This window comes from Nocardioides panzhihuensis (assembly GCF_013408335.1).
In the GTDB taxonomy this organism is placed as follows: Bacteria; Actinomycetota; Actinomycetes; order Propionibacteriales; family Nocardioidaceae; genus Nocardioides; species Nocardioides panzhihuensis.
On the sequence record NZ_JACBZR010000001.1, the window covers coordinates 1,065,777 to 1,085,893 of the forward strand.

Genomic DNA, 20,117 nt, shown 5'->3' on the forward strand with positions numbered 1-20,117 from the left:
TAGGAGCAGTTCCATGAACCTGAAGTCCCCAGCAAGACGCCCCCTCGCCCGACGCGTCGGCACCGGCCTCGTCGCCGGTCTCGCGGTGCTCGCACTCTCGGCCTGCATCAGCAACACCCCCGAGAAGTCCGAGAACGTCGGAGGCACCTCCAACGCCAAGGCCGGCTCCAACGACGAGAAGGGCGACACGATCGTCATCGGCTTCTCCGCCCCCGCTGCCGACCACGGCTGGATGGGTGCGATCAGCGAGCAGGCCAAGACCGCTGCCGAGGCATACGAGGATGTCGACCTGCGCCTGGCGGAGGGCACCAACGACGTCGGCCTGCAGATCAGCCAGGTCGAGACCTTCATCAACGACAAGGTCGACGCCATCGTGCTGCTGCCCTTCGACGGCGCTGCGATGACGCCGGTGGCCCTCAAGGCGATGGAGGCCGGCATCCCGGTCATCAACGTCGACCGTGAGTTCAACGACCCCAACGCCGCCCGGGTCACCGTGCTCGGCGACAACTACGGCATGGGCGTCTCGGCCGGCGAGTACGTCTGTGAGCAGGCCGCCGGAAAGACGGACGCCGTCGTCGCCGAGATCGCCGGCATCGACTCGCTGCCGCTGACCCAGGACCGCAGCAAGGGCTTCAAGGACGCGCTGGCCAAGTGCGACCTCGACGTCGACAACCGGGTCGCCGCCGACTTCACCGTCGAGGGCGGCGAGAAGGCGGCCTCCAACCTGCTCCAGGCCGCGCCGAAGCTCGACTTCCTGTGGAACCACGACGACGACCAGGGCGTCGGCGTCCTCGCCGCGATCAACAACGCCGGCCGCGACGAGTTCACCATGGTCGGCGGCGCCGGCTCGGCCAACGCGATGCGCGAGATCGAGGGCGACAAGGGCGTCCTCAAGGCAACGGTCATCTACCCCTCCACCCAGGCTGCCGACGGCATCAAGCTCGCCCGGCTCCTGGCACAGGACAAGGCGATGTCCGACCTCGTCGAGGTGACCGTGCCGCGCACGATCCAGCTGGACGCGCCGGTCGTGACCAAGGAGAACGTGGCCGAGTTCCTGCCCACGGCCTTCGAGTCCTGATCGAGCCCGACCCAGCCAGACCGCAAGATCGCTCCGCGCTCGGGCGCGGAGCGACACCACCGAACACAGGATCGAGTTCCGATGACCGAGCAGAAAGCCACGCTCGGTGTGGGGATGATCGGCTATGCCTTCATGGGCGCCGTCCACTCCCACGCCTGGCGCAGCGCCCACCGCTTCTTCGACCTTCCCCTGACCCCGCGCATGCAGGTCGTCTGCGGCCGTGACGCGACCCGCGTCGCCGAGGCCGCGACCCGGTTCGGCTGGGAGGAGAGCGCCACCGACTGGCGTGACGTGATCGCCCGCGACGACGTCGACCTGGTCGACGTGTGCACCCCCGGCGACACCCACGCGGAGATCGCGATCGCCGCGCTCGAGGCCGGCAAGCACGTGCTGTGCGAGAAGCCCCTGGCCAACAGCGTGGCCGAGGCCGAGCGGATGGCCGCGGCCGCCGCGGTGGCCGCCGAGCGCGGAGTCCGGACGATGGTGGGGTTCACCTACCGTCGGGTGCCCGCCATCGCTCTGGCCAAGAAGCTGGTCGCCGACGGCCGGCTCGGGGAGCTTCACCACGTTCGTGCGCAGTATCTCCAGGACTGGCTGGCCGACCCCGAGGCCCCGCTGAGCTGGCGCCTCGACAAGTCCAAGGCCGGCTCGGGCGCCCTCGGCGACATCGGCGCCCACGTCATCGACCTGACCCAGCACATCACCGGCGACCGGATCCAAGAGGTCTCCGGGATGCTGGAGACGTTCGTCAAGGAGCGCCCGGTCGCCGAGGACTCCTCCGGGCTCTCGGCCACCGCCGGGGCCGGCCGTGGTCCGGTCACCGTCGACGACACCGCGCTCTTCCTGGCCCGGTTCGCCGGGGGAGCGGTCGGGTCCTTCGAGGCCACCCGTTTCGCCACCGGCCGCAAGAACGCGATCCGGATCGAGATCAACGGCTCGAAGGGCAGCCTGGCGTTCGACTTCGAGGACATGAACGTCCTGCACTTCCACGACGCGACCCTGCCGGACACCGAGGCCGGCTTCCGCCGGATCGTGGTCACCGAGCCCGAGCACCAATGGGTGTCGGGCTGGTGGCCGCCGGGCCACGGCCTCGGCTACGAGCACGGCTTCACCCACCAGGTCGTCGACCTGGTCCGGGCGCTCGGTGACGACACCGACCCGGCGCCGAACTTCGCCGACGGTCTCCAGGTGCAGCGCGTGCTCGCCGCGGTGGAGACCAGCTCCGACACGAGGACGTGGCAGGAGATCCCCGTCTGATCCAACCCGGGGCCACGTCGACCTCCAGCCTGTTCAAGACCGTTGAGCACAGAAGGGACACGCACCATGAAGCACGGATCTAGAAGGTTCCGGGCGCTGATCTCGGGTGTGGGGCTGGTGGCGGTAGCCGCCTTCGCCCCGGGCCTGTCACCGACGCCGGCAGCAAGCGCCGACCGCTACGAAGCGAGCGAGGAGGTCGGGACGTACGACGTCCTGGTGTTCTCCAAGACGGCCGGGTTCCGGCACGGCTCCATCCCGAACGGCATCGCGGCGATCGAGAGACTCGGGGCCGAGAACGGCTTCACCGTGACCGCCACCGAGGACGCGGCCGTGTTCAACGACACCGACCTGGCGGCGTACGAGGCGGTGCTGTGGCTCTCCACCACCGGTGACGTGCTGGACGCGGGGCAACAGGGTGCGTTCGAGCGTTACATCCAAGACGGTGGCGGCTACGTGGGAGTCCACGCCGCCTCCGACACCGAGTACGGCTGGCCCTGGTACGGCGGCCTCGTCGGCGCCTACTTCGCCGGCCATCCCGCCCAGCAGACCGCGACGGTGAAGGTGCACGCGCACAACACCGCGGCCACGGCCGAGCTGCCGAAGCGGTGGACGCGCTGGGACGAGTGGTACAGCTTCCGCGACCGTCCGGCCGACTCGATCCGTGTCCTCGCCGACCTCGACGAGCGCAGCTACGACCCGGGCCGGCACGCCATGGGCGACCCGCACGCGATCGCCTGGTGCCACGAGTACGACGGCGGCAGAGCCTTCTACACCGGGATGGGCCACACCTCGGAGTCGTTCACCGAGCCGGAGTTCCTCTCCCACGTGCTCGGTGGCATCCAGATGGTCGCCGGGGTCGCACGGTTCCGCTGCGAGGGGGACCGATGAGCGACGGCGAGGGAGCCGGCCGCGTCGGGCTCTGGCTGGTCGGTGCCTGCGGCTCGGTGGGAGTCACCACGACGGTCGGCGCGCTGGCCGTGCGGGCCGGGCTCGCCGGACGGGTCGGACTGGTGGCCGAGCAGCCGGAGATCGCGGCGGCCGGGCTGCCTGCGCTCGACGACCTGGTGATCGGCGGGCACGACCTCGATGTCGAGACGCTCGTGAAGCGGGCCGAACGGCTCGCCGCGGGCGGGGTCCTCCCCGCGGGGATCCTGCCGCCGATCGCGGGCGAGCTGGCGGAGGTCGAGGGGCGGCTGCGTACGGGCTACGACCGGGCGGGCGAGGAGCCTCAGGGTGTCGCGGTCGAGCGGCTGAGCGCCGACCTGGTCGCCTTCCGCGAGGAGCACGGGCTCGAGCGGGTGGTCGTGGTCGATGTGGCGAGCACCGAGCCACCGGCCGAGGTCGTGGCCGGCGGACCGCTCGCCGACCCCGACGCTCTCGACGCGGCGCTGGCCGCGGGGGAGTCGCCGCTGCCGGCCAGCTCGGTCTACGTCCTGGCCGCCTACCGCGCCGGCTGCCCGGTGGTCTCGTTCACGCCCAGTCCCGGGCCGCGTCTGCCGGTGCTCGTCGCCCTCGCCGAGCGGGCCGGGCTGCCATGGGCAGGCTCGGACGGCAAGACCGGGGAGACGCTGCTGAAGTCCGCGCTGGCACCGATGTTCGCGACGCGGGCGCTGCAGGTCAACGCCTGGGCCTCGTACAACATGCTCGGTGGCGGTGACGGCGCCACGCTCGCCGACCCGGACAACGCGCGGAGCAAGCTCGTCACCAAGGCTCAGGGGCTGGAGGCGATGCTCGGCCACCCCGTGGAGGGGCCGATGCACATCGACTATGTCCCCGACCACGGGGACTGGAAGACCGCCATCGACCACGTCTCCTTCGAGGGATTCCTCGGGGTGCGGATGTCGCTGCAGTTCACCTGGAACGGATGCGACTCGGCGCTCGCCGCACCGCTGGTGCTCGACCTGGCCCGGCTCACCCTGCGCGCGCAGCAGGCGGGGGAGAGCGGACCGCTTCCGTTCGGGTTCTTCTTCAAGGACCCGGCCGGCTCCACCGAGCACCGCCTCGGTACGCAGTGGGAAGAGCTGGTCGCGTGGTGCGCCCGGGTGGGCGCATGACGTCTAGAGCCTTCGCCGAGCTGGTCCGGCTGCCGGCTGCCCTCACCGTGCCGGGGGACACCCTGGCCGGGGCGGCCGCGGCGGGTCCGTTGCGGGCCCGGTCGTTCGCGATGCCGGCCGCCTCGGTGGCCCTCTACTGGGCCGGGATGGCGCTCAACGACTGGGCCGACCGTGACCTCGACGCCGTCGAGCGGCCCGAACGGCCGATCCCGTCCGGCCGGGTCAGCCCCCGCCAGGCGCTCGGGGTGGCTGCCGGACTGACCGCGGCGGGTGTCGGCCTGGCCGCGCTCGTCGGAGGCCGTCCGGCCGCGGCGACGGCTGCCGCCCTCGCCGGGACCGTCTGGGCCTACGACACCGTCCTCAAGGACACCGCGGCCGGCCCGGTCGCGATGGCCGCCGCCCGAGGTCTCGACGTCCTGCTCGGGGCGAGCGCGAGCGGACGTACGCGAGCAGGGCTGGTGCCGGCAGCCCTGCTGGCCGCGCACACCGCCGGGGTCACCCTGCTCAGCCGGGGCGAGGTCCACGGCACCCGGCCACTCACCGCCGGGATCGCCGGCGGGGTCACGGTCGCGACTGCTGCCGCGGCGGCCGGCCACGGGCGCGCGGCGCTACCTGTCGCTCTCGCCGCGACGTACGCGACCAGCGTCGGCACCGCACAGCTCGCCGCGGTCTCCTCGCCGGATGCCGGTACGGTCCGGCGTGCCACCGGGGCGGGGATCCGCGGGATGATCCCGCTCCAGGCAGCGCTCGTCGCCCGCCGCTCGCCGCTGGCGGCGCTCGGGCTGCTCGCCGCCGGCCCGATCGCCAAGGCCGCCTCGAAGGTGGTGTCCCCGACATGAGCGCGTTGAGGTTCGGCTACGGCACCAACGGCATGCACAGCCACCGGCTCGAGGACGCCCTGGCCGTCCTCGCGGACCTGGGCTACGACGGGGTCGCCCTGACCCTCGACCACCTCCACCTCGACCCCTACCGACCGGACCTGACGGGCCGGGTCGCACAGGTGCGGCGCCGACTGGAGGAGCTCGGCCTCTCCGTCGTGGTCGAGACCGGCGCCCGCTACATCCTCGACCCGCGCCGCAAGCACTATCCGACCCTGCTCCATCCGGCTCCGGAGGCGAGCCGCCGGGTCGACTATCTCCACCGGGCTGTCGAGGTCGCGGCCGACCTCGGTGCCGAGGCGGTCTCCTTCTGGTCGGGCAGCCTCCCGGACGGAGTCGACGAGGACCGGGCCTGGGGCCGGTTGTGCGACGGCGTGTGGCGCGTGCTCGACCTCGCCGATCGCCGCGGCGTGGTGTGTGCCGTCGAGCCCGAGCCGGGCCACTTCATCGACACCCTCGATGCCGTTCTCGAGCTGCGCCGGCGGCTCGACGACCCGGAGCTGCTCCGGGTCACCCTCGACCTCGGACATGTGGTGTGCAACGAGCCGCGGGGAATGGCCGAGACCATCCGCCTGGCCGGTCCGCTGCTGGCCAACGTGCAGGTCGACGACATGGTCGAGGGCGTCCACGAGCATCTGGAGCTCGGCACCGGCGAGGTCGACTTCACCGCCGCGCTCGGCACGCTCGTCGAGATCGGCTACACCGGGCTCGCGGCGCTCGAGCTGCCCCGCCAGTCGCATGCCGCTCCGGTCGTCGCCGAGCGTTCCCTCGCGTTCCTGCGCGAGACCGTGGCGGCCCTCCCTCGGTCCGAGGAGGTGCGCGCGTGAACACGTCTTCGGAAGGTGACCGTGTTGGTCTCGACACGCCTCCGCCTAGCGGCTCCGGCGGCTCGACCAGCGGGGGCGGCGGTTCTCCCGTCGGTCGAGGGCCACTTCGTTCAGACCCTCGCGCCAGCGAGCGTGTCGAGACCAACACAGTCGTCGACGAGCGCCTTCTCGCCGAGTGGTGTGCCGAGATCGAGGCCGACCCGACCCGGGTCCGGACCCGTTTCCCGGCTGCGGCCCGGGAGATCGGCCGTACGCCGGGCACCTCGCCGGCCCCGGATGCCGAAAGGGTCGAGGACGACGTACGCGTGCGGCTGCTGGTGGCGCTCGGTCGCGGCCTCGCGGACGACGCCGACACGTTGAGCACCGAGCTGCACGATCTCTACCGCTTCGGCGACGCCGACGAGCGACGCGCGGTCCTGCTCGGCCTCGGGCACCTCGAGGACGCGATCGGCGACCGGGCAGTCGACCTGCTCCACGACGCGATGCGCACCAACGACCCGCGCCTGGTGGCCGCCGCCATGGGGACGTACGCGGCTCGTCTGGATGCCGCCGCGTGGCGCCAGGGTGTCCTCAAGTGCCTCTTCGTCGGCGTACCTCTTCGTCTGGTCGCCGGCCTCGAGCCAGCCGACGATCCAGCCGACGACGAGCTGCGCCGGATGGTCGCCGACTACGCCGCCGAGCGCACCGCGGCCGGCCGCGAGGTCCCCGCCGACGCGCTGTCCCTCCTTCCCGCCCCCACTCAGACCACTCGGGAGTCCTGATGCGCATCTTCGACCCACACATCCACATGAGCTCGCGCACGACCGACGACTACGAGGCGATGTACGCCGCCGGCGTCCGCGCCCTCGTGGAGCCGGCGTTCTGGCTCGGCCAGCCCCGGACCAGCGTCGACTCGTTCGTCGACTACTTCGACTCGCTGGTCGGCTGGGAGCGGTTCCGGGCCTCGCAGTTCGGCATCGCCCACCACTGCACGATCGCGCTGAACCCGAAGGAGGCCAACGACCCGCGTTGTACGCCGGTGCTCGACCTGCTGCCGCGCTACCTCGCGAAGGACGGGGTGGTCGCGGTCGGCGAGGTGGGCTTCGACTCGATGACCGAGAACGAGGAGAAGGCGTTCAGCCGCCAGCTGGAGCTGGCCCGTGAGTTCGCGCTGCCCGCGATGGTGCACACGCCCCACCGCGACAAGCTGGCTGGGACCCGCCGCACCCTCGATCTGGTCGAGGCGGCGGGGATGGAGCCCGGGATGGTCGTCGTCGACCATCTCAACGAGGTGACCGTCGACGTCGTCGACGAGGCGGGCGCCTGGATGGGCTTCTCCATCTATCCCGACACCAAGATGGACCCTGACAGGATGGTCGCGATCCTCCAGCGCCGCGGTCTGGACCGGGTGCTGGTCAACTCCGCCGCCGACTGGGGCAAGAGCGACCCGCTGCGCACCAGGGCGACCGGCGAGGCGATGCTTGCGGCCGGCTTCACCGAGGACGACGTCGACCGGGTGCTGTGGCGCAACCCGGTGGAGTTCTTCGGCCAGAGCGGACGGCTGCTGCTCGACGTACCTGCGGCCGACCAGGGCGCCACCTTCGCCGGCAACTCGCTGCTGCGAGGTGAGCGCGGATGAGGTTCCGGCATCGCGACGGCACGGTCGTCCATCTCGGCTACTGCAGCAACGTGCATCCCGCCGAGGACGTCGACGGCATCCTCGACCAGCTCCGCCGCTACGCCGGTGAGGTGCGGGCCCGGCTCGGCGTCCCACGCCTCGGCCTCGGACTCTGGCTGCCGGCCGCGACCGCGCACGAGCTCGCCGGTGACCCGGCCACCCTCGAGCGGCTCCGGGCCGGCCTGGACCGGCACGGCCTCGAGGTCGTCACCCTCAACGCCTTCCCGTACGGCGGGTTCCACGCCCCCGTGGTGAAGCGCGACGTCTACAGCCCGGACTGGTCGACCCGGCGACGTCTCGACTACACCCTCGACTGTGCCCGGGTGCTGGCTGCGCTGCTGCCCGACGACGCCGTCCGCGGGAGCATCTCGACCCTTCCGCTGGGCTGGCGCACCCCGTGGTTCACCGACCGCGACCGGGCGGCCCGGGAGCTGATCGGCGAGCTCGCCGACGGGCTGGCCGGCATCGAGGCCGAGCACGGCCGGGCGGTGCGGGTCGGCTTCGAGCCGGAGCCCGGCTGCGTCGTGGAGACCACCCGCGATGCGGTGACCCGCCTCGCCGGGCTCGCGCCGGAGCATCTCGGGATCTGCGTCGACACCTGCCATCTCGCCACCCAGTTCGAGGACGCCACGGAGGCTCTCGACCGGCTCCACGTCGCCGGACTTCCCGTCGTCAAGGTCCAGGTCTCCGCGGCGCTGCACGCCGACGACCCGAGCGACCCGGCGACCCGGGAGGCCCTGGCCTCCTACGCCGAGGACCGGTTCCTGCACCAGACGCGTGAACCACGCGGGGGCCGGGTGGACAGCCGCGACGACCTGCCCGAGGCTCTCGGCGGCCACCGTCCGCTGCCGGCCGAGCATCCGTGGCGGGTGCACTTCCACGTACCTCTTCATGCCGACCCGGCACCGCCGCTGCGCAGCACCCGTGACCACCTGGCGGGCACGCTCGACGCGCTCCTGGGCGGTCCGGTGGCACACACCGACCACCTCGAGGTCGAGACCTACACCTGGGGAGTGCTGCCCGAGCAGATGCGCCCCGGTGGTGACGCCGGCCTGGTCGCGGGCATCGCGGCCGAGCTGGCCTGGACCCGCGACCGGCTCCTCGAGGCCGGTCTCGAACAGCTGCAGGAGGCATCCGCATGAGCGACAACCCGAACGAGAAGCTGCTGGTCATCGACGTCGTCGGGATGACCCCCGAGCTGCTCCAGCACATGCCGCGAGTGCGGCAGGTGGGGGAGTCGGGGTTCACCGCCGAGCTCGGCACGGTGCTGCCCGCGGTCACCTGCTCGGTCCAGTCGACCTTCCTGACCGGCATGCTGCCGCGCGATCACGGCATCGTCGGCAACGGCTGGTACTTCCGCGACCTCGGCGAGGTGCTCCTGTGGCGCCAGCACAACGCACTGGTGCGGGGCGAGAAGCTGTGGGACATCGTCCGCCGCCGGCGTCCGGGGGCGAAGGTCGCCAACATCTGCTGGTGGTACGCCATGGGAACCGACGTCGACACCACCGTCACCCCGCGCCCGGCCTACCACGCCGACGGCAAGAAGTCGCCGGACTGCTGGACCTGGCCGCCGGAGCTGCACGAGACCCTCACCGACCAGCTCGGCCCGTTCCCGCTCTTCACCTACTGGGGACCCACCGCCTCCATCAAGAGCTCGGCCTGGATCGTCGCCGCGGCCCGCAAGGTCATGCCCGACCACGACCTCACCCTGGTCTACGTCCCCCATCTCGACTACGACCTGCAGAGGTTCGGGCCCGACAGCCCGCAGGCCGTCCAGGCCGCCCGCGACGTCGACGCGACGCTGGCGCCGCTGCTCGATGACGCCGAGGCTGCCGGCGTCCGCGTCGTGCTGCTGAGCGAGTACGGCATCACGCCCGCCTCCCGCCCGGTCGACGTCAACCGGCTGCTACGCCGCGAAGGTCTTCTGCACGTCCACCACAACGCCACCGGGGAGCTGCTCGACCCGTGGACGTCGCGGGCCTTCGCCGTCGCCGACCATCAGATCGCCCACGTCTACATCAAGGATCCCGCCGACATCGAGCGGGTGCGGACCCTGCTGACCGGCCTCGACGGCGTCGCCGAGGTCCTCGATCGCAGCGGCCAGGCTGCGTACGGACTCGACCACGAGCGCGCCGGCGAGCTCGTCCTGGTGGCCGAGCCGGAGGCATGGTTCACCTACTACTACTGGCTCGACGACGCGAACGCGCCCGACTTCGCCCGCGGGGTCGAGATCCACAAGAAGCCGGGCTACGACCCCGCCGAGCTGTTCCTCGACCCCGAGGACCGGTGGGTCAAGCTGCGCGCCGCCACCACACTGGCCCGCAAGAAGGCCGGGCTGCGCTACGCCATGAGCGTGGTGCCGCTCGATCCCGCCCCGGTCTCCGGCAGCCACGGTCGGCTGCCGGACACCCCGGAGCACGGTCCCGTGCTCATCTGCTCGGAAGCCTCCGCCAAGCGCGACCGGTTCGAGGCCACCGAGGTCCGCGACCTGCTCGCGTCCCTGCTCATCTGAACTGCTCACCTGAACTGCTCCCCCTGAGGAAGGACAACCATGACCCGACCGATCACGCTCTTCACCGGCCAGTGGGCCGATCTGCCGTTCGAGGAGGTGTGCCGCCTCGCCTCCGAATGGGGCTACGACGGCCTGGAGATCGCCTGCTGGGGCGACCACCTCGACGTCTGGCAGGCCGCTGAGGACGAGACCTACGTCCAGGCGAAGCTGGACCTGCTGAAGAAGCACAACCTCGAGGTCTTCACGATCTCCAACCACCTCAAGGGGCAGGCGGTCTGCGACGACCCGATCGACCAGCGTCACCAGGACATCCTGCCCGCCAAGATCTGGGGCGACGGTGACCCCGAGGGCGTACGCCAGCGGGCCGCCGAGGAGATGAAGATGACCGCCCGCGCGGCGAAGAACCTCGGCGTCAAGACCGTGGTCGGCTTCACCGGCTCCGCCATCTGGAAGTACGTCGCGATGTTCCCGCCCGTCTCCCAGGCGACGATCGAGGCCGGGTATCAGGACTTCGCCGACCGGTGGAATCCGATCCTCGACGTCTTCGACGAGTGCGGCGTGCGGTTCGCCCACGAGGTCCACCCCTCCGAGATCGCCTACGACTACTGGTCGACCGTCGCGACGCTGGAGGCGATCGGCCACCGGGAGGCGTTCGGTCTCAACTGGGACCCCAGCCACATGGTGTGGCAGCAGGTCGACCCGGTGGGCTTCCTGTGGGACTTCCGCGACCGGATCTACCACGTGGACTGCAAGGACACGAAGATGCAGACCGGCAACGGCCGCAACGCCCGGCTCGGCTCCCACCTCGCCTGGGCGGACCCCCGGCGCGGCTGGGACTTCGTCTCGACCGGTCACGGCGACGTCCCGTGGGAGCAGTGCTTCCGGATGCTCAACTCCATCGGCTACGACGGCCCCATCTCGATCGAGTGGGAGGACGCCGGCATGGACCGTCTCGCCGGTGCCCCGGAGGCGCTCGAGTTCGTCCGCCGGCTCGCCTTCGACGCCCCTGATGCCGCTTTCGACGCGGCGTTCAGCACCAACGACTGAACCCGCTCCATGGTCCCCGGCCGCTCTGGCCGGTCACTGCAACCGAGAGGAACCCCCATGTGTTACGGATTCGACGGTGAGGGCGCGCTGCGCCGATCACTCGCCGAGCGAGGCCTGAGCCGCCGCTCGATGCTCAAGGGCGCCCTGGGCGCCGTCGCTGGTGGAGCCGCGCTGGCTGCGGCGCCGGGCCTGCTGTCACCGGCCGCTGCGGCGGTCTCCGGCGTACGCCGCGTACCCCCGGGCCGGATCAGCATCCAGCTCTACACGCTGCGCAGCGTGATGCAGGGCGCCGGTGTCGACCGGACCCTGGCGACCCTGGCCGACCTCGGCTACCCACGGGTCGAGCTCGCCGGTCTCTACGGCCGGACGGCCGGCGAGCTGCGGGGCACCCTCGACTCGCTCGGCATCCGGTCCTCCTCGAGCCATGACGGCATCAGCGACTCGCCGGCGGCGCTCGAGGCCAAGCTCGACAACGCCGAGACCATGGGCCAGCGCTTCATGAACGTGCCCTACCTGGCGTCGAACTCGCTGGCCGACTGGCAGAGGTGGGCGGCGCAGATGAACGTCGAGGCGCAGGCCGCGAAGGCTCGCGGGATCGCCTACGGCTACCACAACCACGCCCACGAGTTCACGACCGACCTGGGCGGCGGCGTCACCCCGTGGGACGTCTTCACCAACGAGCTCGACCCGGCCTACGTCCACTACGAGATCGACCTCTACTGGGCCGTGACGGGCGGGGTGAACCTCGGGATGTCCAACGACGACGCCATCGACTTCGCCATCGACACCATCAAGTGCTCTCCGCAGTCGGTGCGGCAGTACCACGTCAAGGACCGCCACCCCGGCACCGGCGACCACTGCGACCTCGGCACCGGATTCATCGACTTCTCGAAGATCTTCGCCGCCCACAGGGTGGAGGAGTACATCGTCGAGAACGACACCCCGGAGGTCACTCCGGAGCAGACCGCCGAGGTGGGCTACTCCTACCTGCGCCGCCTGCGCTACTGACGTACCGGACAGGGGTGAAGCCGAGAGTGGCCCACGGGCGACTCTCGGCTTCACCACCCGAGATCACACGCTCGCCAACACCGCCAGCCGGCCCCGGTGAACCCTCCGTGAAGCCCGGATGCCGGCCAGGTCCCCAACGTCTGGGGGGCCCGTGTCGGGTTCCGCGAACCGCGCGCCGGGGTCATAGGCTGAAGCCCATGCCATCGCCCCGGGTATCGCTGATCACCGCCGTCTACAACCCGCCCGCCGATGCCTTCGAGGACACGATCGCGTCGGTCCTCGGCCAGACGTACGAGGACTGGGAGTGGATCCTCAGCGACGATCGTTCGCCGGACTCCTGGGTGCTGCCGCGGCTGCGCCAGCTGGCCGCGACCGAGCCGCGGGTGCGGATCGTCGAGCGTGCCGAGAACGGCGGGATCGTGGCCGCATCGAACTCGTCGCTGGCCGAGGCGACCGGTGAGCTGGTCGCCCTGCTCGACCACGACGACGTGCTCGAGCCGAACGCGCTGGAGAAGATGGTCCGTGCCTACGACAGGTTCGAGGACCTCGACTACGCCTACAGCGACCAGGACCTGATGAGCGACGCGGGCGAGCTCCGCGACGCCTACTACAAGCCCGACTGGTCCCCCGAGCGGCTGCGCCACCACAACTACTGCACCCACTTCTCGGTCTTCCGCCGCTCCGTCGTGGAGGAGGTCGGCGGCTTCCGGGAGGGGTTCGACGGCTCCCAGGACCATGACCTCGTGCTGCGCGTCAGCGAGCGGGCGCGACGTATCGTCCACGTCCCCGGCGCGCTCTACCACTGGCGTCAGGTGCCCGGCTCGGCCGCCGCCGACAACCAGGCCAAGCCGTACGCCTGGGACGCCGGCGTACGCGCGGTGCAGGGTCAGCTGGACCGGCTGGGGATCCGGGCGACGGCCTCACGCGGCGTCTCGCCCGGGCTCTACCGCGTTGAGCGAGAGCCCGACCTGGACACTCCGGTCAGCGTGATCATCCCGACCATCGGGACCAGCGCGATCGTGTGGGGTTCGATGCGCGCGATGGTCGTCGAGACCGTACGTTCGGTGGTCGCCTCCACCAAGCACCGCGACGTCGAGTTCGTGATCGTCTACGACACCCCGACCCCGGCGCCGGTCCTGGACGCGCTGCGGGCGATCGAGGGCGCCGACATCAAGCTGGTCGAGTTCACCGAGAAGTTCAGCTTCAGCGCCAAGTGCAACGTCGGCGCTGCGCACGCGCGCGGTGACGTGCTGATCTTCCTCAACGACGACATGGAGGCCTACTCCGACGGCGTGATCGAGCAGCTGATCGCCCCGCTGCGCGAGCCCGACGTCGGGATGACCGGGCCGAAGCTGCTCTTCGAGGACTACCGCATCCAGCACGCCGGGCTGGTGTACGGCAGCGGCACCATCACGCACGCCTACTACCGCGCGCGTCCCGAGGAGCGGGGCAACCACGGTGAGCTGCACATCAACCGGGAGACCTCCGCGCTCACCGGCGCCTGCGTCGCGATGCGGCGCGAGGTCTTCTTCGACGCCGGCGGGTTCAGCGAGCGCCTCCCGATCAACTACAACGACGTCGACCTCTCCTTGAAGGTCCGCCGCTCGCTCGGCCTGCGGCTGGTCTGGCTCCACGACGTGGTCCTCTTCCACTTCGAGTCGGTCAGCCGCGACAACGCGGTCCACGACTGGGAGAAGGACTTCATCAACAACCGCTGGGGCAACTACCTGCAGGTCCGCGAGGGTTACTCCAACGGCGTGCGCTGACCCGGCGCCACGGTCTCAGACCTCGACGCCGAGCCGGCCAGGATCAGCCCTGGGCCGCGCGGCGGAGCCGGCGGATGACCCGGCGGCAGAAGTTCCGCACCGGGTGGCGGGTGGCGTAGGTCAGGTCGGCCTCGAGGCCGGCGACCTTGCCGCGCAGCCGCTCGATGCGCTCGCGGCGGCGCCGGTTGACCTCGCGGGCCTCGCGCAGCTGCTTGGAGAGGGTGCCGACCCGAGCCTGGGCAGAGTTGGCGGAGGCCTGGATGCCGAGGATGTGGTCGCGGGTGGCCAGCCGGGAGCGGGTGGCCTCCTCGAACCTCGTGGTGTGGACGTCGCGGACCCTGACCTCGTCGGCCGGGGCGGCCTGGACGAGCTCGGGCGCGGCCGGGGGGAGCTCGCCGTCGGCGAGCGGCCGGGCGGAGAGCTGGAACTGGTAGACCAGCGCGTCGGGCTGCTGGCGCACCCACTCCACGGCCACCTCGGGCAGCGGCCCCGGGTCGACTGCGACCTCGACGTTGAGCGGGTCGGCGGTGGTGCCGCGCAGCTCCTCGACGGCGTACCCGGCCTCGGCGAAGAGCGCGAGAAGGCCCTCACGGGAGTAGAACTTGATGTGGGTGTGATCCAGGAGGCCGGTGTCGGTGGTCTGCCAGCGGCCCTGGAGCAGGGCGAGGCGGACCGAGCCATGGGTCACGTTGGGGATCGAGATGACCACCCTGCCGCCTGGGGTGAGCAGGTCACGGGCCTGCTCGAGCGCAGCCCGAGGGTCGGTGAGGTGCTCCAGGACGTCGGCGAAGATCACCACGTCGAACGAGCCGGGCTCGACGATCTCGGTCAGCGGCGTCGCGTCGAGATCGGCGACGATCACCTTCTCCAGGACCTTCTCGGCCAGGCTCGCGGCCTCGCGGTCGAGCTCGATGCCGGTGACGGTGCAGCCGCGCTCGGTGAGGATCCGGCCGACCTCGCCGGTCCAGCAGCCGACATCGAGGACGTTCTTCCCGCTGCCCGCCGCCGGGGCCGACTCAGCCAGGTCGAGGACCTGCACGTGGCTGGTGTTGCGGTGATCGAGGTCGATCTCGACGGCGTAGTGCGACATGCGACGAGGGTAGCGACCTTTGGCTGCGCCACGCGGGTCCGGCACGGGTGATTTGTCGGCTGTTTCTATGCTTCGGCGACGTACAGGGAAACGCTCCGTTACACGCTGGAGACAGACTTGTCGGGGTGTCGAAACTTCTCCGGGTGAGGGTGGCAGCGAAGATGGCAGGATCAACGACCTCTGGAGGCGCCCTCTCGTGAAGCTCGTGACCGCAGTGATCAAACCCCACAAGTGGGAGGACGTCCGCGAGGCCCTGGAAGCCTTCGGCGTGACCGGGATGACCGTCTCCGAGGTCTCCGGCTACGGCCGGCAGAAGGGTCACACCGAGGTCTACCGCGGTGCTGAGTACGACGTCGCCCTGGTGCCGAAGATCCGCATCGAGATCGTGGTCGACGACCAGGACGCCGAGGAGGTCGTCGAGATCGTCGTGAAGTCCGCCCAGACCGGACGGATCGGCGACGGGAAGGTCTGGCTCAGCCCGATCGACTCCGTGGTCCGCGTACGGACCGGTGCGCGGGACGTCGAGGCCCTCTGATCCCCGGTCGGCGCGGGTCTGCCGGCTCACGACCACTAGGCTTCGTCCGAGTGTCGGTCCACCGAATCCCACCGGAGGAGAGAAATGAAGCTCGTCACCGCAGTGATCAAACCCCACAAGTGGGAGGACGTCCGCGTCGCCCTCGAGGCTGTCGGTGTCACCGGCATGACCGTCTCCGAGGTCTCCGGCTACGGCCGGCAGAAGGGTCACACCGAGGTCTACCGCGGTGCTGAGTACGACGTCGCCCTGGTGCCGAAGATCCGCATCGAGATCGCCGTGCCCGACGAGGAGGTCGAGTCGGTGGTCAGCGCCATCGAGACCTCGGCGAAGACCGAGCGCATCGGTGACGGCAAGGTCTGGGTCTCCCCGCTGGAGACCATCGTGCGAGTACGCACCGGCGACCGCGACGACGCCGCCATCTGAGTCCGGCAGCGTGTGACCGCGGAGAGCCGGGCGGCGCGTACGGCCGCTGCCGATGAGCAGTGCGCGAAGGCGTACGTGTCGGCCGGCGGCCCCGAGGTCGGGGTCGCCCTGGTCGCGGTCGGCGGATACGGCCGGGGCGAGCTCGCTCCGTTCTCCGACTGGGACGTCGTCTTGGTGCACGACGATGCCATCTCCCCGGGATCCGTGGCCGAGCAGGTCTGGTATCCGCTCTGGGACGCCGCGCCCAGGCTCGACCACTCGGTGCGCTCCTTCTCCGAGATCCTCTCGGCCTCGACCGGGGACCTGCGGGTAGCCCTGGGGTTGCTCGACATCCGGCACCTGGCCGGCGACCGTGGGCTCGTGCTGCGGCTGCGTACGACCATGCTGGCGCACTGGCGAAAGCATGCCCGTGCGCTGCTGCCCGAGCTGCGGACGATGAACGTGGAGCGCCACCAGCGCGCCGGTGAGCTCGCGCACGCCTCGGTCCCGGACCTGAAGGAGATGTACGGCGGGCTGCGGGACGCGGTGGTGATCAAGGCGATCGTGGCCACCTGGCTGATCGACGTGCCCGCGGTCGACCTGGAGACCTCGCGCCGGGCGATGCTCGACGTGCGGGACCACGTGCAGGAGATCGCCGGCCGGTCCACCGACCGGGTCGTGCCGGAGATGTGGGACCAGCTCGCCGAGCGGCTCGAGCTGCCCGACGGGCGCGCCGCGCACGCCCACGTACGCACGATCGGCCGCCGTCTCACCCATCTCTCCCGGCTGGCCTGGCGGCGAGTGGACGGCGTCCTGGAGCGTTCGCGCCCCGGTGCGCCGCGCCGCCCGCGGCTCGCGCCGCTGGGCCAAGGCCTGGCGCTGGCCTCCGGCGAGGTGGTGCTCGCGCCGGGGGCTCGTCCGTCGCGGGACCCGCTGATGCTGCTTCGGGCCTCGGCGCTGGCCGCCGAGCACGGTGTCGCGCTCGCGCCGCCGACCGCGGCACGACTGGCTCGGGAGACCCCGGCGCTGCCCGATCCGTGGCCGGAGGAGGCGCGTCGGCTCTTCGTACGGCTGCTGGGCGCCGGGCGCGGGCTGCTCGCGGTCTGGGAGACCCTGGAGGAGACCGGCGCGGTCTCGCGGATCCTGCCCGAGTGGGAACGGATCCGGCTGCTCCCGCACGCCTCGATCATCCATCGCTTCACCGTCGACCGACACACCGTCGAGGCCTGCATCGAGTCGGTCGCGCTGCTGCCGCGGGTCGCCCGTCCGGACGTGCTGCTGGTCGCGGCGCTGCTCCACGACATCGGCAAGGGGTCGCTGACCGAGCACTGCGTCGCGGGAGAGCCGATCGCCCGCCGGATCGCCACCCGGATGGGCTTCCCCGACGACGAGGTCGCCCTGATCTCGCTGCTGGTGCGCCAGCACCTGCTGCTCTCGACGACCGCGACCACGCGTGACCCCGACGACCCGGCGACGGTCGATCTCGTGGTCGACACAATGGGCGACGCGGAGGCGCTCGCGCTGCTCACCTCGCTCACCGAGGCCGACGCGCGTGCGACGAGCGCCCAGGCCTGGACCAGCTGGCGGGCCCGGCTCGTCCTCGACCTCGCCCGGCGGGCCGCGCGCGTCCTCGACACCGGCATCGCGGCGGGGGAGCGGCCGCAGCCCGCGGTGGAGATCCCCGAGAGCGTACGTTCGGGCTCGGCCTCCTTCCGTGCCGAGCCGCTCGCCGGCGGCGCCCGGGTGTGGGCGATCGCGCCCGACCGGCTCGGCCTGCTCGCCGATCTGGCGGCCACCTTCGCCGTCGCGCGGCTTCCGGTGCGGGCCTGCCGTGCCTGGTCGCAGGGAGGGTTCGGGGTCAGCGTGTGGGACCTCGACGACTCCTATGTCGACGCCGCGGTGCTGCGTACCCGCTTCTCGGCCATCACCGAGGGCCGCCTCGACCCGGCCTCCCGGCTGGCGCCGAGCGCGGCCGCGCGGGGGAGCGAACCCTCGATCGAGGTGCGTCCTGAGGCATCCAGCAAGGCCACCGTCCTCGAGGTGCGCACCATCGACCGCCCCGGGGTCGTCTACACCGTCGCCGCTTCGCTGGCACGCATGGAGATCGCCGTCCGCTCCGCCCACATCTCCACCCTCGGCCCGCAGGCCGTCGACGTGTTCTATCTCCAGGAGGCCTCTGCCGGCGCCCTCGCCGAGCAGCGGGCCGCCGAGGCGGCGCATGTTGTGCGTGCTGCGCTGGCGCGCTGAGGGGGCGGGTGCCGGGTGGGGTATCTGTGGGATACCCGGTCGACCGGGTATCCATGGACTTGACGGGCACTGAAACACCCTTCAAGTCCATGAAGTGCCCGTCCAGTCCACCCAGGCGGACGCTGGATGACGTATGAGATGGGTCTGTTCGTTAGGCTATGAGGCACATCTCGCAACTGCTGAAGGACCGCTTTGTTCGCCACGCTCTCCGACCGGCTCGCCACGACGTTCAAGAACATCCGGGGCAAGGGCCGTCTCACCGACGCCGACATCGATGCCACCGCTCGCGAGATCCGCATCGCGCTGCTCGAGGCCGACGTCGCGCTGCCGGTGGTGCGCGAGTTCGTCGGCCGGGTCAAGGAGCGGGCGCGCGGCGAAGAGGTCAGCCAGGCGCTGAACCCCGCCCAGCAGATCGTCAAGATCGTCAACGACGAGCTGGTCACGATCCTGGGTGGCGAGACCCGCCGGCTCCGCTACGCGAAGACCGGCCCGACCGTCATCATGCTCGCCGGTCTGCAGGGTGCCGGTAAGACCACCCTGGCCGCGAAGCTCGCGCTGTGGCTGAAGGAGCAGGGCAAGGCGCCCCTGCTCGTGGCCGCCGACCTGCAGCGGCCCAACGCGGTCAACCAGCTCCAGGTCAACGGTGAGCGCGTCGGCGTCCCGGTCTACGCACCCCAGCCGGGCAATGGCGTCGGCAACCCGGTCGACGTGGCCCGTGACGCCGTAGAAGAGGCCAAGCGCAAGCTCCACGACGTGGTCATCGTCGACACCGCCGGCCGTCTCGGCATCGACGAGGAGCTGATGAAGCAGGCCGCCGACATCAAGGCGGCGGTCAACCCCGACGAGGTCCTCTTCGTCGTCGACGCGATGATCGGTCAGGACGCGGTCAACACCGCGCAGGCCTTCCTCGACGGTGTCGGCTACGACGGGGTCGTCCTCACCAAGCTCGACGGTGACGCCCGCGGTGGCGCGGCGCTCTCGATCGTCCAGATCACCGGCAAGCCGGTCATGTTCGCCTCCAACGGCGAGAAGATGACCGACTTCGACCTGTTCCACCCCGACCGGATGGCCGGCCGCATCCTCGACATGGGCGACATGCTCACCCTGATCGAGCAGGCCGAGAAGACCTTCGACCAGGGGCAGGCCGAGAAGGACGCGGCCAAGATCGCGACCGGCGAGTTCACGCTCGAGGACTTCCTCAAGCAGATGCAGCAGCTGCGCAAGCTCGGCTCGATGTCGAAGCTGATGGGCATGCTGCCGGGGATGGGCCAGTTCCGCGAACAGCTCGACAACTTCGACGAGCGCGAGATCGACCGGATCCAGGCGATCATCCAGTCGATGACCCCGGCCGAGCGCGCCAACCCGAAGCTCCTCGACGGCTCCCGCCGCGCCCGCATCGCGAAGGGCTCGGGACGTCAGGTCTCCGATGTCAACCAGCTCATCCAGCGCTTCACCGAGGCGTCGAAGATGATGAAGCAGCTCGCCTCCGGCGGCGGCATGCCCGGGATGCCCGGCGCACCCGGCGCCGGCTTCGGCAAGCGGGCCGGCGCCAAGCAGGTCAGCCAGAAGAAGAAGGGCAAGGGCGCGCGCAAGTCCGGCAACCCGGCCAAGGCCGCCCAGCAGGCCAAGGCTGACGCTGAGAAGAAGCCGGCCGCCGCCAACCCGTTCGGGATGCCGGGCGGAGAGGACATCGACTACGAGAAGGCGGCCGCCGACCTCAACCTGCCGGCGGACTTCTCGAAGTTCCTCAAGTAACCGA

18 protein-coding genes are annotated in these 20,117 nt (G+C 71.0%); 17 read left to right on the forward strand and 1 reads right to left on the reverse strand.

Going from position 1 to position 20,117, the window contains the following annotated elements; translation table 11 throughout:
* Positions 1-13 precede the first annotated feature (13 nt).
* The 13 genes from BJ988_RS04920 to BJ988_RS04980 all read left to right on the forward strand — a co-directional run bounded on the left by BJ988_RS04920 (position 14) and on the right by BJ988_RS04980 (position 14,084).
* Entirely contained in the window at positions 14-1,078 is a 1,065-nt protein-coding gene (locus BJ988_RS04920) for a substrate-binding domain-containing protein (RefSeq protein ID WP_179656988.1), read from the forward strand.
* 81 nt (positions 1,079-1,159) lie between these two features.
* Positions 1,160-2,335 carry a Gfo/Idh/MocA family protein gene (locus BJ988_RS04925; protein WP_179656989.1) on the forward strand — a complete coding sequence of 392 codons (1,176 nt, stop codon included), beginning with the start codon at positions 1,160-1,162 and terminating at the stop codon, positions 2,333-2,335.
* Positions 2,336-2,401: 66 nt separating this feature from the next.
* Positions 2,402-3,223 carry a ThuA domain-containing protein gene (locus BJ988_RS04930; RefSeq protein WP_179656990.1) on the forward strand — a complete coding sequence of 274 codons (822 nt, stop codon included), beginning with the start codon at positions 2,402-2,404 and terminating at the stop codon, positions 3,221-3,223.
* Positions 3,220-4,389 (forward strand): inositol-3-phosphate synthase, encoded by a 1,170-nt coding sequence (locus tag BJ988_RS04935; protein WP_179656991.1) that lies wholly within the window; start codon positions 3,220-3,222, stop codon positions 4,387-4,389. The genes BJ988_RS04930 and BJ988_RS04935 overlap by 4 nt, the downstream gene beginning before the upstream one ends.
* On the forward strand, positions 4,386-5,228 hold the full coding sequence (locus BJ988_RS04940) for an SCO3242 family prenyltransferase (RefSeq protein WP_179656992.1): 843 nt from the start codon (positions 4,386-4,388) through the stop codon (positions 5,226-5,228). Before BJ988_RS04935 ends, BJ988_RS04940 begins: the two co-directional genes overlap by 4 nt.
* Positions 5,225-6,094, forward strand: coding sequence for a sugar phosphate isomerase/epimerase family protein (locus tag BJ988_RS04945; protein ID WP_179656993.1), 870 nt, complete (start codon positions 5,225-5,227; stop codon positions 6,092-6,094). Before BJ988_RS04940 ends, BJ988_RS04945 begins: the two co-directional genes overlap by 4 nt.
* Complete coding sequence (locus BJ988_RS31255) at positions 6,091-6,855, forward strand: EboA domain-containing protein (protein ID WP_179656994.1); 765 nt, start codon at positions 6,091-6,093, stop codon at positions 6,853-6,855. Before BJ988_RS04945 ends, BJ988_RS31255 begins: the two co-directional genes overlap by 4 nt.
* Complete coding sequence (locus BJ988_RS04955) at positions 6,855-7,712, forward strand: TatD family hydrolase (protein WP_179656995.1); 858 nt, start codon at positions 6,855-6,857, stop codon at positions 7,710-7,712. Before BJ988_RS31255 ends, BJ988_RS04955 begins: the two co-directional genes overlap by 1 nt.
* The gene (gene eboE / locus BJ988_RS04960) at positions 7,709-8,893 is read left to right on the forward strand and encodes a metabolite traffic protein EboE (protein WP_179656996.1); all 1,185 of its coding nucleotides are present in this window, start codon (positions 7,709-7,711) and stop codon (positions 8,891-8,893) included. The genes BJ988_RS04955 and eboE overlap by 4 nt, the downstream gene beginning before the upstream one ends.
* Entirely contained in the window at positions 8,890-10,263 is a 1,374-nt protein-coding gene (locus tag BJ988_RS04965; RefSeq protein WP_179656997.1) for an alkaline phosphatase family protein, read from the forward strand. The genes eboE and BJ988_RS04965 overlap by 4 nt, the downstream gene beginning before the upstream one ends.
* 39 nt (positions 10,264-10,302) lie before the next feature.
* On the forward strand, positions 10,303-11,310 hold the full coding sequence (locus tag BJ988_RS04970) for a sugar phosphate isomerase/epimerase family protein (protein WP_179656998.1): 1,008 nt from the start codon (positions 10,303-10,305) through the stop codon (positions 11,308-11,310).
* A 57-nt stretch (positions 11,311-11,367) separates the two neighbouring features.
* Complete coding sequence (locus BJ988_RS04975; RefSeq protein WP_179656999.1) at positions 11,368-12,318, forward strand: sugar phosphate isomerase/epimerase family protein; 951 nt, start codon at positions 11,368-11,370, stop codon at positions 12,316-12,318.
* A gap of 197 nt (positions 12,319-12,515) precedes the next feature.
* Positions 12,516-14,084 (forward strand): glycosyltransferase family 2 protein, encoded by a 1,569-nt coding sequence (locus BJ988_RS04980; protein WP_179657000.1) that lies wholly within the window; start codon positions 12,516-12,518, stop codon positions 14,082-14,084.
* Between the two features lie 43 nt (positions 14,085-14,127).
* Here the strand turns inward: BJ988_RS04980 and BJ988_RS04985 are convergent, their stop codons facing one another.
* The gene (locus BJ988_RS04985) at positions 14,128-15,174 is read right to left on the reverse strand and encodes a class I SAM-dependent methyltransferase (RefSeq protein WP_179657001.1); all 1,047 of its coding nucleotides are present in this window, start codon (positions 15,172-15,174) and stop codon (positions 14,128-14,130) included.
* Positions 15,175-15,370: 196 nt separating this feature from the next.
* On the opposite strand from BJ988_RS04985, the gene BJ988_RS04990 reads away from it, so the two are divergent.
* The 4 genes from BJ988_RS04990 (at position 15,371) to ffh (ending at position 20,113) form a co-directional block, all read left to right on the forward strand.
* Positions 15,371-15,709, forward strand: a complete 339-nt coding sequence (locus BJ988_RS04990; RefSeq protein WP_179657002.1) for a P-II family nitrogen regulator — start codon at positions 15,371-15,373, stop codon at positions 15,707-15,709.
* 84 nt (positions 15,710-15,793) lie between these two features.
* Complete coding sequence (locus BJ988_RS04995; protein WP_008363338.1) at positions 15,794-16,132, forward strand: P-II family nitrogen regulator; 339 nt, start codon at positions 15,794-15,796, stop codon at positions 16,130-16,132.
* Between the two features lie 12 nt (positions 16,133-16,144).
* Positions 16,145-18,358, forward strand: a complete 2,214-nt coding sequence (locus tag BJ988_RS05000) for a [protein-PII] uridylyltransferase (protein WP_179657003.1) — start codon at positions 16,145-16,147, stop codon at positions 18,356-18,358.
* A gap of 192 nt (positions 18,359-18,550) precedes the next feature.
* Positions 18,551-20,113, forward strand: coding sequence for a signal recognition particle protein (gene ffh / locus BJ988_RS05005; protein WP_179657004.1), 1,563 nt, complete (start codon positions 18,551-18,553; stop codon positions 20,111-20,113).
* Positions 20,114-20,117 lie beyond the last annotated feature (4 nt).